At 73.4% G+C, this 15275-nt stretch carries 14 protein-coding genes; 6 read left to right on the top strand and 8 right to left on the bottom strand.

What is annotated here, in order from left to right:
• Nucleotides 1-9: 9 nt before the first annotated feature.
• From GA0074692_RS17765 to GA0074692_RS17755, 3 genes are read right to left on the bottom strand one after another with little or no spacing between them, the layout of a single operon-like run.
• Nucleotides 10-417, bottom strand: coding sequence for an arsenate reductase ArsC (locus GA0074692_RS17765; RefSeq protein ID WP_091646076.1), 408 nt, complete (start codon nucleotides 415-417; stop codon nucleotides 10-12).
• Nucleotides 414-1151: an aquaporin gene (locus GA0074692_RS17760; protein ID WP_091646075.1), complete on the bottom strand. Its 738-nt coding sequence runs from the start codon at nucleotides 1149-1151 to the stop codon at nucleotides 414-416. The genes GA0074692_RS17765 and GA0074692_RS17760 overlap by 4 nt, the downstream gene beginning before the upstream one ends.
• Nucleotides 1148-1519 carry an ArsR/SmtB family transcription factor gene (locus GA0074692_RS17755; RefSeq protein ID WP_091646074.1) on the bottom strand — a complete coding sequence of 124 codons (372 nt, stop codon included), beginning with the start codon at nucleotides 1517-1519 and terminating at the stop codon, nucleotides 1148-1150. The genes GA0074692_RS17760 and GA0074692_RS17755 overlap by 4 nt, the downstream gene beginning before the upstream one ends.
• Before the next feature lie 87 nt (nucleotides 1520-1606).
• Here GA0074692_RS17755 and GA0074692_RS17750 point away from each other — a divergent pair, with 87 nt between their 5' ends.
• Nucleotides 1607-2047 (top strand): ArsI/CadI family heavy metal resistance metalloenzyme, encoded by a 441-nt coding sequence (locus GA0074692_RS17750; protein ID WP_091646073.1) that lies wholly within the window; start codon nucleotides 1607-1609, stop codon nucleotides 2045-2047.
• 141 nt (nucleotides 2048-2188) lie between these two features.
• Here the strand turns inward: GA0074692_RS17750 and GA0074692_RS17745 are convergent, their stop codons facing one another.
• From GA0074692_RS17745 to GA0074692_RS34795, 4 genes are all read right to left on the bottom strand, one after another.
• Complete coding sequence (locus tag GA0074692_RS17745; protein ID WP_091646071.1) at nucleotides 2189-3256, bottom strand: NADH:flavin oxidoreductase/NADH oxidase; 1068 nt, start codon at nucleotides 3254-3256, stop codon at nucleotides 2189-2191.
• A 101-nt stretch (nucleotides 3257-3357) separates the two neighbouring features.
• Nucleotides 3358-4677 (bottom strand): dicarboxylate/amino acid:cation symporter, encoded by a 1320-nt coding sequence (locus tag GA0074692_RS17740; protein WP_176738713.1) that lies wholly within the window; start codon nucleotides 4675-4677, stop codon nucleotides 3358-3360.
• 303 nt (nucleotides 4678-4980) lie between these two features.
• Nucleotides 4981-5592, bottom strand: a complete 612-nt coding sequence (locus GA0074692_RS17735) for a DUF998 domain-containing protein (protein ID WP_091646066.1) — start codon at nucleotides 5590-5592, stop codon at nucleotides 4981-4983.
• Nucleotides 5589-5738: a hypothetical protein gene (locus GA0074692_RS34795; RefSeq protein WP_176738486.1), complete on the bottom strand. Its 150-nt coding sequence runs from the start codon at nucleotides 5736-5738 to the stop codon at nucleotides 5589-5591. The genes GA0074692_RS17735 and GA0074692_RS34795 overlap by 4 nt, the downstream gene beginning before the upstream one ends.
• A 160-nt stretch (nucleotides 5739-5898) precedes the next feature.
• On the opposite strand from GA0074692_RS34795, the gene pcaF reads away from it, so the two are divergent.
• The 5 genes from pcaF to GA0074692_RS17710 all read left to right on the top strand — a co-directional run bounded on the left by pcaF (nucleotide 5899) and on the right by GA0074692_RS17710 (nucleotide 14913).
• Nucleotides 5899-7101, top strand: coding sequence for a 3-oxoadipyl-CoA thiolase (gene pcaF / locus GA0074692_RS17730; RefSeq protein WP_091646064.1), 1203 nt, complete (start codon nucleotides 5899-5901; stop codon nucleotides 7099-7101).
• A 279-nt stretch (nucleotides 7102-7380) separates the two neighbouring features.
• Nucleotides 7381-8760: a glutamine synthetase family protein gene (locus tag GA0074692_RS17725; RefSeq protein WP_176738485.1), complete on the top strand. Its 1380-nt coding sequence runs from the start codon at nucleotides 7381-7383 to the stop codon at nucleotides 8758-8760.
• Between the two features lie 152 nt (nucleotides 8761-8912).
• On the top strand, nucleotides 8913-10268 hold the full coding sequence (locus tag GA0074692_RS17720) for an aldehyde dehydrogenase family protein (protein ID WP_091646061.1): 1356 nt from the start codon (nucleotides 8913-8915) through the stop codon (nucleotides 10266-10268).
• 4 nt (nucleotides 10269-10272) lie between these two features.
• Nucleotides 10273-11040 (top strand): 3-oxoacyl-ACP reductase, encoded by a 768-nt coding sequence (locus GA0074692_RS17715; RefSeq protein WP_091646058.1) that lies wholly within the window; start codon nucleotides 10273-10275, stop codon nucleotides 11038-11040.
• A 210-nt stretch (nucleotides 11041-11250) separates the two neighbouring features.
• Nucleotides 11251-14913 (top strand): SpoIIE family protein phosphatase, encoded by a 3663-nt coding sequence (locus GA0074692_RS17710; RefSeq protein WP_091646056.1) that lies wholly within the window; start codon nucleotides 11251-11253, stop codon nucleotides 14911-14913.
• 6 nt (nucleotides 14914-14919) lie between these two features.
• On the opposite strand, the gene GA0074692_RS17705 is transcribed toward GA0074692_RS17710, so the two are convergent.
• Nucleotides 14920-15234, bottom strand: a complete 315-nt coding sequence (locus GA0074692_RS17705; protein ID WP_091646053.1) for an STAS domain-containing protein — start codon at nucleotides 15232-15234, stop codon at nucleotides 14920-14922.
• Nucleotides 15235-15275: the final 41 nt, after the last annotated feature.

Here is a 15275-nt window from a genome sequence, read left to right as displayed (position 1 = left end):
AACTGACGGTCAGCCGTTCCGGTTGATGCTGGTGAGCAGGTCGGTGACCCGGGTCTTGATGTCGTCGCGGACCTGGCGGACGACGTGGAGGGGTTGGCCGGCGGGGTCGGTGAGTGTCCAGTCCTCGTAGCGTTTGCCGGGGAAGACGGGGCAGGCGTCGCCGCAGCCCATGGTGATGATGACGTCGCTGGTTTCGGCGGTGTCCCAGGTGAGTCGGTTCGGGGTCTGGTCGGTGATGTCGATGCCGACCTCCCGCATGGCGTCGACGGCGGCGGGGTTGATCTGGTCGGCGGGCGCGCTGCCGGCGGAGCGGACCTCGATGGTGTCGCCGGCGAGGTGGCGCAGCCAGGCAGCGGCCATCTGGGAGCGGCCGGCGTTGTGGACGCAGACGAACAGGACGCTGGGCTTGGTGGTCATCGGGTTTCGCTCTCTCGGGAGGGGTGGGGTACGACCACGGCGTCGGCGGCGTGCCCGGCGTGGGGGTACCAGGCGGCGAGGCCGGCGACGGCGACCAGGCCGCCGGCGAGCTGGGCGGCGACGAAGCCGGGCAGGCTGGTGGGGGCGATGCCGGCGAAGGTGTCGGTGAACGTACGGCCGATGGTGACGGCGGGGTTGGCGAACGAGGTCGACGAGGTGAACCAGTAGGCCGCGCCGATGTAGGCGCCCACGGCGGCCGGGGCAGCGGTGGTGCGGCCGGTTCGGGCGAGGGCGAAGACCAGCAGGATCAGGCCGGCGGTGGCGACGATCTCGGCCAGCCACAGGTTCCCGCCGGTCCGGTTGGTGCGGGACCAGGTGACGGCCGGTAGTCCGAACATGAGGTCCGCCAGTATCGCTCCGGTGATGGCTCCGGAGATCTGCGCGGGTACGTAGGCGGCGAGGTCCCGGGCGGTGAGGCCGGTGCCGGCGCGGCGGCCGAGCCACCAGTCGACGGCGGAGACGACCGGATTGAAGTGCGCGCCGGACACCGGGCCGAACGTCAGGATCAGCGCGCCCAGGGCGAGGGCGGTGGCGATCGCGTTCTCCAGGAGTTGGAGTCCGGCGTCGGTCGGGGAGAGCCGGGAGGCGGCGATTCCGGAGCCGACGACGGCGGCGACCAGCAGGGCGGTGCCGGTGAACTCCGCGGACGCCCGCCGGGTCAGGGCGAGGTTCACGCGGTGGCCGGTGTGGATGCGGTGGGGATGTCCAGCAGCGCGCCGAGTTGGCGGAAGGCTTCCGGGCGGACCCGGTACCAGACCCAGGTGCCGCGTCGTTCGGAGTCGACCAGGCCCGCGTCGCGCAGCACCTTCAGGTGGTGCGAGATGGTCGGTCCGGACAGGTCGAACGCGGGGGTCAGGTCGCAGACGCAGATCTCCGGCACGGAGGCGATCATCGACATCAGTCGTAGCCGGATCGGGTCGCCCAGGGCTTTGAACATCGGGGCGACCACGGCTGCCTGGTCGGCGTCCATCGGGCGGACCGCGATCGGGGCGCAGCAGGCCACGGTGTACAGGTCGACCACCGGCAGAGCTTGTTTCGACATGTGTCTAGGTTGACAGATCTCGAAACAGGGGGCAACGTGGGTCCTGCTTCGAAAAGCATCTAGGCAAGGACCCTCAGGAGGAGAACCATGTCCCGTGTCCAGCTCGCTCTGCGGGTGTCCGACCTCGAAGGCTCCGTGGCCTTCTACTCCAAGCTGTTCGGCGTCGAACCGGCCAAGCGCCGCCCCGGCTACGCCAACTTCGCCGTCGAGAATCCACCGTTGAAGCTCGTGCTCCTGGAGGGCGAGCCCGACCAGCCGACCGTGCTGGACCACCTGGGCGTTGAGGTGTTCAGCACCGACGAGGTCGACGCCGCCACCCAGCGTCTCACCGAATCCGGCCTGATCACCCTGGAGGAGAACAGCACCGAGTGCTGCTACGCCCTCCAGGACAAGGTCTGGGTACGCGGCCCCGGCAACGAACCCTGGGAGGTCTACACCGTCAAGGCCGACTCCGACCACCTGGAGAAGGCCACCGAGAGCGCCTGCTGCACCCCCGCCACCGTCGGAGCCACCGGCACCTGCTGCTGACCGGCACCGCGTACCGGGTGGTGCCGTACCCGGCCTGCTGGCGGCCTGCCGCCGCCGTCGGCCGGGCACGGCGCCCGGCGAGGCCGCACCGGCGAACCTGAAGAAGGGCGATGCCGGGGCGGCGCGGCTGGGGCCGGGTGGTCAGAAGGCGCGGGCGTACGGGTCGGGCCAGGCGGGGTAGGCCCCGAGCTTCGCCGCCGCCCGGCGCGGCCAGTACGGGTCACGCAGCAGCTCCCGACCGAGCAGCACCAGGTCGGCCTCGCCGGCGGCGACGATCCGCTCCGCCTGCTCCGGTTCGACGATCAGCCCGACCGCACCGGTGGGCACGTTCGCCTCGCGGCGGACCTGGGCGGCCAGCGGCACCTGGTAGCCCGGACCGACCGGAATCCGGGCATCGGACGTGGCCCCACCCGACGAGCAGTCGACCAGGTCCACCCCGGCCGTGGCCAGTTCCCCGGCCAGCGCCACGCTGTCCTCGGCCGTCCAGCCCCCGTCGACCCAGTCGGTGGCGGAAATTCGGGCCAGCACCGGGACGTCGGCGCCGACCGCCGCGCGTACCGCCCGGGCCACCTCGAGGGTGAGCCGCGTCCGGCCGGCCCGGTCGCCGCCGTAGCCGTCGGTGCGGTGGTTGGTCAGCGGGGAGAGGAACTCGTGCAGCAGGTACCCGTGGGCGGCGTGGATCTCCACGGCGGCGAACCCGGCGTCCACCGCCCGCGCCGCCGCCGCGCCGAACGCCTCGACGACCGCCGCGACACCGGCGGTTTCCAGGGCGGTGGGGGTCCGGTACCCGGGCCCGAAGGGCTCCGTGCCGGGGCCGACCGGCGGCCAGCCGCCCTCGTCGTCCGGGACGCCGCCGCGTTGCGCCGCCCAGGGCCGGTACGTGGACGCCTTGAACCCGGCGTGCGCCAACTGGACGGCCGGCACCGAGCCCTGCGCGGTGACGAACGCGGTGATCGGCCGCCACGCGTCGACCTGCGCGCCGGACCAGAGACCGGTGTCCTGCGGGCTGATCCGGCCCTCCGGCACCACGGCGGTGGCCTCGGTCAGCACCAGGCCCGCGCCACCCACGGCACGGGCCCCGAGGTGTACCCGGTGCCAGTCGTCCGGCCGCCCGTCGGCGTCGGCGCGGTACTGGCACATCGGCGCCAGGGCGACCCGGTTGGGCAGGGTCACCCCGCGCAGTGGCAGGGGGGTGAAGAGAACGCTCAACTCGGTTCCTCTCGGGGGATGGGTTGCCCGCCACGGGGTGTGGTGGTTGCAGGGGACCCCTGCTACGCAAAAAGCGGTAGGAAGGGTCCCCTGCAACCAGGTCAGGCCGGGGCGGGAGCGAGGTCGTCGGCAGGGCGGTCGACGGTCGACCGGGTGGGGTGGGCGGGGTCGGTCGGGGCGTCGACGGGCTCCCGCCGGCCGGCGGAGTCGTAGGCGTCCCGGTCCAGGGTGCCCTCCCGGGCGGCGACGAGGGTCGGCACCAGCGCCTGCCCGGCCACGTTGGTCGCGGTCCGGATCATGTCCACGATCGGGTCGATGGCGAGCAGCAGGCCGGCCCCGGCCAGCGGCAGGCCGAGCGTGCCCAGGGTCAGGGTGAGCATCACGATCGCGCCGGTCAGGCCGGCGGTGGCGGCCGAGCCGACCACCGAGACGAAGGCGATCAGCAGATAGTCGGTGACACCGAGGTGGATGCCGAAGACCTGGGCCACGAAGATCGCGGCCAGGGCGGGGTAGACGGCGGCGCAGCCGTCCATCTTGGTGGTCGCGCCGAACGGCACGGCGAAGGAGGCGTACTCGCGGGGCACACCGAGACGCTCGACGGCCCGCTGGGTCACCGGCATCGTCCCGACCGAGGACCGGGAGACGAACGCCAGCTCGATTGCGGGCCAGGCGCCGGCGTAGAAGCGCAGCGGGTTGAGCCGGCCGGCGGCGACCAGCAGCAGCGGGTAGACCACGAGGAGCACGATCGCGCAGCCGACGTAGACGGCGGTGGTGAACGTGGCCAGCGGGGCGAGCAGGTCCCAGCCGTACGAGGCGACCGCGTTGCCGATCAGGCCGAGGGTGCCGATCGGGGCGAGCCGGATCACCCACCAGAGGGCCTTCTGCACGATCTCCAGCAGCGCCTGGTTGAACGCGACGAACGGCTCGGCGGCCGGACCGACCAGCAGCGCCGCCGCCCCGACGGCCAGGGCGAGGAAGACGATCTGGAGGACGTTGCCCTCGACGAACGCGCCGACCGGGTTGGTCGGGACGATGCCAGTGAGGAAGTCGGTCCAGGAACCGGTCCGCTGCGGGGCGGTCGCCCCGGCGGTGTCCAGGTTCACCCCCCGGCCGGGGTTGGTGAGCAGGCCGAGCCCGATGCCGACGCCCACCGCGATCAGGGCGGTGACGCCGAACCAGAGCAGGGTCTTCCACGCCAGCCGGGCGGCGTTGGCGACGCCGCGCAGGCGTACCACGCTGACCACGATGGCGGTGAAGACCAGCGGCGGCACGGCCAGCTTGAGCAGCTGGACGAAGAGACCGCCGACGGTGTGCAGGGTGCTGGTCAGCCAGGCCAGGTCGGCGGTGCGGGCGACGAGGCCGAGCGCCACACCGGCGACGAGACCGAGCAGGATCTGAACGGAGAAAGGGATCTTGCGCAGCACGGAAGGCATGAATTGTCCAAGGGTCTGGGAGCCGAACGGAACGACGTCAGGGGAGCCGTCGCGCCGGACAGACGCCGCTGGCCTGCCGTCGGAGGTCGACGTACAGGCGGGCGGTGAGGTGCCAGACGTTGGTCATCGCCTGGCGACGGTACGCCGGCCACCGCCCGGACCGAAAGGAGTCACCGGCGTGAGGCGCCTTACTCTCGGCGGCGGAGGGCGGGGTGAGGCCGGTCGGCGGGCCAGCCGGTGGCTGTCGGCGGGGCGGGTGCGGACTGTCGGTCGCGGGCTTCGGGGCGCCCGTCAACGGCGGGCACGGGTGAGCAGGAGGGCGGTGAGCAGGCCCCAGGAGATCGTCTCCGCCAGCAGCAGCCGTTCCAGCACGCCGACCACCGCGCCGCGGCCGTCGAGCAGCATCGCCAGGCCCACCGCGGCGGAGAGCGGCAGGGCGGCCAGCGCGCCGACGGCGGCCACCCGACGCGGTGCCGTCCCGGCCGTGGGGGCCAGCACGACCGCGATCATGGCGAACACCACCACGGCCACCGCGAGCACGCTCGCCCCACCGTGCACCAGGTCGGCGGTGGTGGCCCGCTCGAACGGGGGCAACGGACAGCCGTTACTGCACGTCACCGCCCCGGAGAGCAGGGTGCAGAGGCTGCCGGCGACCAGCAGCACGGCCGCCGGACGGCTTGCTGCCGACAGGGCCCCGGCGAGCAGCAGCAGGCCGGCGGCCAGCGCGAACACCCCAGCCCGGTACGTCGGGGCGTACCCGCTGCCGGCGACGCCCGCCTCGCTGACGTACCCGGTCAGACCCGGACCGGGACCGGCGACCACGGCGACGACGACCGCGACCGCCCCGCCGAGCACACAGCCCGCCGCGCCCGCCGCGGCGACCCGGCGCGCGAGACCGGTCACGCCCGGAGGGGCCGCGCGGAGCGGACGGCGGACGGCACTGGCCCGTCCCCGGCGGTCGGCACCGGCCCGTCCCCGGCGGTCGGCATCGACCCGTCCTCGGCAGTCGGCACCGGCCCGTCCCCGGCGGTGGTCTCGGCGCGGCTCATGCCGGCCAATCTAACCCGGCCCGACAGCCGAGCTTCCGCACCGACTCGGGCCGGCGACTGATCTCTCGTACCGGTCCCGGTGGCCGATATCCTGGCCCGGATGCCGCCGCGACCCGTCGGCACCACCCCCGCCCCTTCCCACCCCCGAAGGACAGCAGCGATGAGCGTGGCGTACCTGGTGGCCGGAGTCCGCACCCCGATCGGCCGGTACGCCGGCGCGCTGGCCGGGGTCCGCCCCGACGATCTTGCCGCGCACGTGATCCGGGAGCTGGTCACCCGGCACCCCACGGTGGACTGGGAGCGGGTGGACGACGTCGTGCTCGGCTGCGCCAACCAGGCCGGCGAGGACAACCGCAACGTGGCCCGGATGGCGGCGCTGCTCGGCGGCCTCCCGGAGACCGTCCCCGGCAGCACCGTCAACCGGCTCTGCGGCTCCGGGCTGGACGCGCTCGCCATCGCGGCCCGCGCAGTGGTGGCCGGCGAGGCCGAGCTGGTGGTCGCCGGTGGCGTGGAGAGCATGAGCCGGGCGCCGTTCGTCATGCCGAAGGCGGCCACCCCGTACTCCCGTACCGCCGAGGTGTACGACACCACGATCGGCTGGCGGCTGGTCAACCCGCTGATGAAGCGGGAGTGGGGCATCGACTCGATGCCGGATACGGCGGAGAACGTCGCCGCCGAGTTCGGCGTCGACCGGGCCGAGCAGGACGCCTTCGCCTTCCGTTCCCAGCAGCGTGCCGCCCGCGCCCAGGCCACCGGACGGTTCGCCGAGGAGATCGTGGCGGTCACCGTCCCCGAAGGGCGGCGGGGGACGCGGGTGGTCGACACCGACGAGCATCCCCGGGAGACCTCGCTGGAGAAGTTGGCCGCGCTGCCCACCCCGTTCCGCGCGGGCGGCACGGTGACCGCTGGTAACTCCTCCGGCGTCAACGACGGCGCGGTGGCGCTGCTGGTGGCCGGTGAGGCGGCCGTCGCCCGGTACGGACTGACCCCGCTGGCCCGGATCGGCGGGGCCGCCGCAGCCGGGGTGCCGCCCCGGATCATGGGCATCGGGCCGGTGCCGGCCACCCGTCGGCTGCTCGACCGGCTCGGCCTGAAGCTGACCGACGTGGACGTGGTCGAGCTGAACGAGGCGTTCGCCGCGCAGTCCGTCGCGGTCCTGCGCGAACTGGGCCTGCCCGTCGACGCCGAACACGTCAACCCGAACGGTGGGGCGATCGCGCTCGGCCACCCGCTGGGCGCCAGTGGGGCCCGGCTCGCGCTGACCGCCGCGCTGGAGCTGCGGCACCGGGACGCCCGGCGGGCCCTGGTCACCATGTGCGTCGGAGTCGGCCAGGGGATGTCGCTGGTCCTGGAGTCGGCCTAGGGGTGGGCGCGGCGGCGGGGGCGGTTGTCGGGTACGGCGAATCGCCGTACCGGTGAGAGAGAGGTGACCGACGCCCCGCGCCGCCGCGGGCCGGGCGGTCCGAGCGCCCGGCGGTGGCCCGGTGGATCGGGCCTGGTCACGGGGTCAAGGATGCGCCCGATCGGGTTCCACCGGCAAGGCAATTTAGCGACGCCGGCCGATCCTGGAAACGTCACGGTTTGCCACCCCGACGGCCGGGGGCATTGACGGTGCTCCGGTCCGGCCGGTAGACCCTTGGTGATGGAAGCCACACCCGGCAGGACGGCGCCGCTGGCCCTCGACGAGTTGCGGGCGGCCGTCGCGGCCGGCGAGATCGACACCGTGGTCCTGGCGCTGACCGACATGCAGGGACGGCTCCAGGGCAAGCGGTTCCACGCCCGGTACTTCCTCGACCAGGTGGCCGAGCACGGCAGCGAGGGCTGCGACTACCTGCTCGCCGTGGACGTCGACATGAACACCGTCGACGGGTACGCGATGTCGGGTTGGGCACGCGGCTACGGCGACCTCGCGATGGTGCCCGACCTGGCCACCCTGCGCCGCATCCCCTGGCAGCCGGGGAGCGCGCTGCTCCTGGCCGACCTGGCCTGGCCGGACGGCTCGGGCGAGGTGGCCGCCTCACCCCGGCAGATCCTGCGCCGGCAGCTCGACCGGTTGGCCGCGCACGGGCTGACCGCGTACGCCGGCACCGAGCTGGAGTTCGTCGTCTACCGCGACTCGTACGAGGACGCCTGGCGGCGGGGCTACCGGGATCTCACCCCGGCCAACCAGTACAACGTCGACTACTCGCTGCTCGGCACCGCCCGGGTGGAGCCGCTGCTGCGCCGGATCCGCACCGAGATGGCCGGCGCGGGGCTGGTGCCGGAGAGCGCCAAGGGCGAGTGCAACCTCGGCCAGCACGAGATCGCGTTCCGCTACGCCGACGCGCTGACCTGCGCCGACCATCACGTGATCTACAAGAACGGGGCGAAGGAGATCGCCGCTCAGGAGGGCGTGTCCGTCACCTTCATGGCCAAGCCGAACGCCCGCGAGGGCAACTCCTGCCACATCCACTTCTCGCTGCGCGACGCCGACGGCCGCTCGGCCATGCTGGGCGACGGGCCGGCGCACCTGAGCGAGGTCGGGCAGCGGGTGCTGGCCGGACTGCTCGCCACGATGTGCGAGTTCAGCCTGCTGTTCGCCCCGAACGTCAACTCGTACAAGCGCTACCAGCCGGGCTCGTTCGCCCCGACCGCGCTGCGTTGGGGCACCGACAACCGCACCTGCGCGCTCCGGCTGGCCGGGCACGGCCAGGGCATGCGCGTGGAGAACCGGGTGCCCGGTGGGGACGTCAACCCGTACCTGGCCATCGCCGGGCTGGTGGCCGGGGCGCTGCACGGCCTGGACGGCGGGCTGGAGCTGGGGCCGGAGTGCACCGGCAACGCGTACGACGACCCGGACGCCGAGCGGGTGCCGGCCACCCTGCGTGATGCCCTGGCCCTCTGGGAGTCCTCGACGACGGCCCGGTCGGCGTTCGGCGACGAGGTGGTCGCGCACTACGCCAACCAGGCCCGGGTGGAGCTGGCCGCGTTCGACGCCGCGGTCACCGACTGGGAGCTGTTCCGTGGCTTCGAACGCCTCTAACCCTGCCCCCTCCTCCCTCGCCCCCCTCTCCCCGCGATCATGGACTTGTGGCTCCTCGATTGCCCCGATTCACGGCATTTGCGAGGAGCCACAACTCCAAGATCGCGGAGAAGGGGAGCAAGATCGCGGAGAAGGAGAAGGGGAGTGGGCGCGTGCGTGAGGTCGTGAATCCGGCGACGGGGGTGGTGATCGCCCAGGTCAGGGAGGCGTCGCTGGAGGACGTGGACGCTGCGGTTGGGCGGGCGGTGGCGGCTGGCCGGCGCTGGCGGGCGGTGGCGCCGGGGGACCGGGCCCGGCTGCTGCGCCGGTTCGCCGCCGAGGTGGACGCGCACCGGGAGGAACTGGCCGAGCTGGAGGTCCGCAACGCCGGGCACACCATCGGCAACGCCCGCTGGGAGGCGGGCAACGTCCGGGACGTGCTCGACTACTACGCGGGCGCGCCGGAGCGGCTCACCGGCCGGCAGATCCCGGTGCCCGGCGGGCTGGACGTCACCTTCCACGAGCCGCTGGGTGTGGTCGGGGTGATCGTGCCGTGGAACTTCCCGATGCCGATCGCCGCCTGGGGATTCGCCCCGGCCCTGGCCGCCGGGAACACCGTGCTGGTCAAGCCGGCCGAGCTGACCCCGCTGACCGCGCTGCGCCTGGCCGAGCTGGCCCGGGACGCCGGCATCCCCGAGGACGTGTTCACCGTGCTGCCCGGCGCGGGGCCGGTGGTGGGGGAGCGGTTCGTCACCCATCCGGCGGTGCGGAAGGTCTGCTTCACCGGCTCCACCGAGGTCGGCACCCGGATCATGGCCGGCTGCGCGGAGCAGGTGAAACGGGTCACCCTGGAGTTGGGTGGCAAGAGCGCCAACCTGGTCTTCGCCGACGCCGACCTGGAACGGGCGGCGGCCACCGCGCCGTACGCGGTCTTTGACAACGCCGGCCAGGACTGCTGCGCCCGGTCCCGGATCCTGGTCCAGCGGCCGGTCTACGACCGCTTCCTGGAGCTGCTCGAACCGGCCGTCAAGGCCGTCCGGGTCGAGGACCCGGCCCTGGAGAGCGCCGAGGTGGGCCCGCTGATCTCCGCCGGGCACCGGGCCCGGGTCGCCGGGTACGTCGATGGCGCGCGGGTCGCGTTCACCGGCTCCTGCCCCGAGGGCCCCGGCTTCTGGTACGCCCCGACGGTCCTGCTCGCCGACGCCCCGACCGACCGGCACTGGCGGGCGGAGATTTTCGGGCCGGTGGTCTCGGTGCTCCCGTTCGACGACGAGGCGGACGCGATCCGGCTCGCCAACGACACCGAGTACGGCCTGTCCGGCTCGATCTGGACCCGGGACGTGGGCCGGGCGTTCCGGGTGGCCCGCGCGGTCGAGGCCGGCAACCTCAGCGTCAACTCGCACTCGTCGGTGCGCTACTGGACCCCGTTCGGCGGGATGAAGCGCTCCGGACTGGGCCGGGAACTCGGCCCGGACGCGCTGACCGCCTTCACCGATGTCAAGAACGTCTTCGTCAGCACCGAGGAGTGAACACGTGCAGGGTCGGTTGCGGGATCGGGTCGCGGTGGTGACCGGGGCGGGCAGTGGCATCGGGTTGGCCACCGTACGGCGGTTCGCCGCCGAGGGGGCCCGGGTGGTCTGCGTGGACATCGACGCCGAGGCCGGTGGGCGGGCCGCCGAGGAGGTGGGCGGCGAGTTCGTCGCCGCCGACGTGGCCGACGAGACGGCGGTCCGGGAGCTGTTCGACGGGGTGGCCGAGCGGTACGGCCGGGTCGACGTGGCGTTCAACAACGCCGGCATCTCCCCGCCCGAGGACGACTCGATCCTGACCACGGGGCTGGACGCCTGGGAGCGGGTGCTGCGGGTCAACACGACCAGCGTCTACCTGTGCTGCAAGTACGTGCTGCCGCACATGCGCCGGCAGGGCAAGGGGTCGATCATCAACACCGCGTCGTTCGTGGCGCTGATGGGGGCGGCCACCTCGCAGATCGCGTACACCGCGAGCAAGGGCGGGGTGCTGGCGCTGACCCGGGAGTTGGGTGTGCAGTTCGCCCGGGAGGGCATCCGGGTCAACGCGCTCTGCCCCGGCCCGGTGTCGACCCCGCTGCTGCGGGAACTGTTCGCCGCCGACCCGGAGCGGGCCGCCCGTCGCCTGGTGCACGTCCCGATGGGCCGGTTCGGCGAGCCGGAGGAGATCGCCGCCGCGGTGGCCTTCCTCGCCAGCGACGACGCCTCGTTCATGACCGCCAGCCAGTTCGTGGTGGACGGCGGCATCACCGGCGCGTACGTCACCCCGCTCTGACCGGGCAGCCTCGGCGGGCTCGCGGTGGACCGGGCCGGGCCGCGGTGGGCCGGGCGGTGGGGGCGGACCGGGCCGGGCCCCGGCGGGGCGTGGGTAACCAGCGCCGCATGGATCGCATGCGTTACGTTGCTGTTCCGCCTGGGTACAAGGCGGGGCACGGGCGGGCGGACGATCAGGAGCGCGCCGGACACGGCCGGAGCGGGAGGCAGTATGAGCTCGGCCCAGGGGGGCGTGGACGAGCATGGTCCATTCCGGGGCACCGCCGTGGAGACGGTGCCCCCACCGCTGGCGGCGGCCTTCGCCGCCGGGGGCGAGATGGGCGCCCGGATCCGTGACCTGGACTGGACGGACACGCCACTCGGCCACCCGAAGCAGTGGCCACCGGCGCTGGCCAACGCGATCGCCATGATGCTCACCTCCAAGGCCCAGATCGTCATGTTCTGGGGGGCGGACCACCGGGCCTTCTACAACGACGCCTACCTGCCGACCATCGGCACCAAGCACCCACACGCCCTCGGCCAGCCGGCGCGGGAGTACTGGGTCGAGACCTGGGCCGATCTCGGACCGCTGCTGGAGGGCGTACGCGGCACCGGCGAGCCCTACCGGGCCGAGGACCGGCCCTTCCTGCTGCACCGGCACGGCTTCCTGGAACAGGTCTACTTCGACGTCTCCTACGACCCGCTCCGGGTCGACGACGGCTCGATCAGCGGGGTGTACTGCATCGTCAACGAGACCACCGGCCGGGTGCTCGGTGAGCGTCGCCTGCGGGCCCTGGCCGACCTGGGTGCCCGCCTCGCCGACGTGGGCAGCAGCGCCGAGCTGGGGCGGGCCACCGCCGAGGTGCTGGCCGCGCACCACGTGGACGTGCCCCTCGGCCTGCTCTACCTGACCGATGACACGGGTCGGGTCACCCTTACCGGGTGCAGCGGCGTCGACCCCGAGCGGGTGGTGCCCTCCGACGCGCTGCCGGCAGCGGTCCGCGAGGCGCTCGCCGGCGCGGACGCCCGGCCGGTCGACGTCACCGACGTGGTGGCGACGGCCCCGGCCGGGACCGCCCCACGAGCCCTGGTGTTGCCCGTGCTCGCCACCAACGAGCCCGTCGGGGCCCTCGTCCTCGGTGCCTCCGAGCGGCTTCCGGTCACCACCGAGTACCGCACCTTCCTCGACCTCGTCGCGGCGCAGGTCTCCCGGGCCGTCACCCGGCAGCGGGCGCACGAGCAGGAGCAGGCCCGCGTCGCCGAACTGGCCGCGCTCGACCGGGCGAAGACGAACTTCTTCGCCAACGTCAGCCACGAGTTCCGCACCCCGCTGACCCTGGTGCTCGGGCCGCTGGAGGACCTGCTGGCCGACCCCGACCTGCCGGTCCGCCACACCGAGCGGCTCACGGTGACCCACCGCAACGCGTTGCGCCTGCTCAAGCTGGTCAACACCGTGCTGGACTTCTCCCGGCTGGAGTCCGGCCGGCTCACCGCCGACTACCGTCCCACCGACCTGGCCGACTACACCGCCCGGCTGGCCAGCACGTTCCGTTCTGCCACCGAGCGGGCCGGGCTGCGGTTGACCGTGGACTGCCCGCCGCTGCCCGCGCCGGTCTTCGTCGACCGGGACATGTGGGAGAAGATCGTCCTCAACCTGCTCTCCAACGCGGTGAAGTTCACCTTCGACGGGGAGATCCAGGTCCGACTGCGGGCCGTGGCGGGGGCCGCCCGGCTGGCGGTGACCGACACCGGCGTCGGCATCGCCGACGACGAACTGCCGCACGTCTTCGAGCGGTTCCACCGCGCTGCCGGGGTGCGTTCACGCACCCACGAGGGGACGGGAATCGGCCTGGCCCTGGTCCGTGAGCTGGTGGAGATGCATGGCGGCGCGGTCGACGTGACCAGCCGGGTCGGCGCGGGGAGCACCTTCACCGTCACCGTGCCGTTCGGCTCGGCGCACCTGCCGGCCGACCGGGTCAGCGCCGGCCCCTCCCCGCTGGGCGACTTCCCACAGGCCCTGTCGTACGTCGCCGAGGCCGCGTTCTGGTCCGCGCAACCGCCGGCGGCCGGGACGGCCGGGAGGACCGGGCGGCGGGGCGGCCAGATCCTGGTCGTCGACGACAACGCCGACCTGCGGGAACACGTCACCCGACTGCTGGCCCCCTTCTGGGAGGTGGTCGCCGTCCCGGACGGCGTCGCCGCTCTCGACGTGCTCGAGACCACCTCGTTCGACCTGGTGCTGGCCGACGTGATGATGCCGAGGCTGGACGGGTTCGGACTGGTCACCGCGTTGCGGGCGAACCCGCGCACCCGGTACGTGCCGATCGTGCTGCTCTCCGCCCGGGCCGGTTCGGCCGAGGCGGTCGCCGGGCTCTCCGTCGGCGCCGACGACTACCTCACCAAGCCCTTCTCCGGGCAGGAGTTGATCGCCCGGGTCCGGGCCAACGTCGAGCTGGGACAGCTCCGCGGGCAGATCATTCGGCGGCTGCGCGCCCTGACCGACGCCGCCGTCGCGATCAACACCGCCCGCTCCACCGCCGACGTGGTCGCCGTCGCCGCCCGGCACGCGCTCACCCTGGTCGACGGGGCGCGGGCGGTGGTCACCGCCGCCGGCGCGCGGCACGAGGCGGACGGTGGCGGCGACTCGTCCGGTGACCCGTCCGTCGTGCTGCCGTTGGCCGGCACCACCGGCGAGGCCCTCGGCGAACTGCGGATCTGGCGCCGGACCGGGGCCCGCGACGACGCCGAGGAGGCCGCGCTGACCGAACTGGCCCGCCTGATCGGCGTACGGCTGGAGAACGCCCGGCTCTACGAGGCCGAGCACCGGATCGCCACCACCCTCCAGCACAGCCTGCTGCCCCGCTCCCTGCCGCAGGTGCCCGGCGCGGTGGTGGCCAGCCGGTACCTGCCCGGCAGCGCCGACGTCGAGGTCGGCGGCGACTGGTACGACGTGATCGAGGTCGACGACGAACTGGTGCTGGTCATCGGGGACGTGGTGGGCAAGGGCGTGCACGCCGCCGCCGCGATGGGGCAGCTCCGCAACGGGCTGCGCGCGTACGTGCTGGAGGGCTTCGACCCGGGCGAGTCGCTGACCCGACTCAACCGGTTGGTCGGCTCCGTCGAGCGGCGCTCGTCCGCCACTGTCGTCTGTCTCTGCTTCAATCCCCACACCGGGCGGTTGCGGTACGCCAGCGCCGGGCATCCGCCCCCGCTCCTGATCGGAGGAGGCGACGTGGCATTCCTGCACGACCGCGCCCTGGGGCCGCCGGTCGGCGCCATCCCGGACACGTCGTACGGCACCGAGGTCGCCTCGCTCGACCCGGGCAGCCGGCTGCTGCTCTACACCGACGGCCTGGTCGAGGACCGCCACCTCGGCATCGACGTCGGGCTGGACCAGCTCAGGTCGGACGTGGCGGGCTTCGACGGACACGTCGCCGACCTGGTCGACGCGGTCGTCGAGCGGGTGGTCGAGCGTCCGCGCCGGGACGACGTGGCGGTGCTCGCGCTGGAGGCGACCGAACAGGACCGCTTCATCATGCGGCTGCCCGCCGACCCGACCCGGTTGAGCGTGTTGCGCAAGCGGGTGGAGGACTTCCTCGTCGCCCACGACGTCGGCGAGACGGACCTGTTCGACCTGACCGTGGCGGTCTCCGAGGCGGCGGCGAACGCGATCGAGCACCCGGTGGCACCGGCCGAGCCCGTGATCAGTGTCGAGATGACCATCGAGGACCGGACGGTGGTCGTCACCGTCCGGGACAGCGGCCAGTGGCGGGAGTCCTCCGGCTCCGAGTTCCGAGGTCGTGGGCTCTCCCTGATCCGCGCCCTCGGCGACCTCGCGGTCAGCCGGACCGCGACCGGTACGGAGGTGACCCTGCGCCGGCGGCTGACGGACTGACCGGGATCAACCCCGGTCGAGCCAGTCCTGACCGGCCAGGCCGGCGATCTCGAGCACCCGGCGTACCTGGCGGGACGGCAGGACGGTGAGCGTGCCGGGGAACCGCCGGGCGAGCTGGACCACGGCGTGGATGGCGGCGGAGTCGAAGAACGAGACCGTCCGCAGGTCCAGGGTCAGCCGCTGGGCCGGTTCCCGCAGCGCGGTCTGGAGCATGGTGTCGGCGGTCGCCATGTCGACCTCGCCGTGCACGACGACGTGGAGGTGGTCGCCGTCGAGCTGTGCGCTGGCGGCGAAGACGGGAGCGCTTCCCCCTTGATCCACGGGGACACCTTGGCACAGCGTTCCGGTGGGGGCAACGATCG

Origin of the sequence: Micromonospora pallida (assembly GCF_900090325.1) — a bacterium.
Taxonomy (GTDB): domain Bacteria; phylum Actinomycetota; class Actinomycetes; order Mycobacteriales; family Micromonosporaceae; genus Micromonospora; species Micromonospora pallida.
The sequence above is the reverse complement of the archived record's forward strand: the minus strand, read 5'-3'. Positions and strand labels throughout refer to the sequence as shown.

Bases quoted from the DNA above. Each gene is read 5' to 3' on its own strand.
- GA0074692_RS17765 (WP_091646076.1), bottom strand. From the start codon at position 417: ATGACCACCAAGCCCAGCGTCCTGTTCGTCTGCGTCCACAACGCCGGC.
- GA0074692_RS17755 (WP_091646074.1), bottom strand. From the start codon at position 1,519: ATGTCGAAACAAGCTCTGCCGGTGGTCGACCTGTACACCGTGGCCTGC.
- GA0074692_RS17750 (WP_091646073.1), top strand. From the start codon at position 1,607: ATGTCCCGTGTCCAGCTCGCTCTGCGGGTGTCCGACCTCGAAGGCTCC.
- GA0074692_RS34795 (WP_176738486.1), bottom strand. From the start codon at position 5,738: ATGAGCCGCGCCGAGACCACCGCCGGGGACGGGCCGGTGCCGACTGCC.
- pcaF (WP_091646064.1), top strand. From the start codon at position 5,899: ATGAGCGTGGCGTACCTGGTGGCCGGAGTCCGCACCCCGATCGGCCGG.
- GA0074692_RS17725 (WP_176738485.1), top strand. From the start codon at position 7,381: ATGGAAGCCACACCCGGCAGGACGGCGCCGCTGGCCCTCGACGAGTTG.
- GA0074692_RS17710 (WP_091646056.1), top strand. From the start codon at position 11,251: ATGAGCTCGGCCCAGGGGGGCGTGGACGAGCATGGTCCATTCCGGGGC.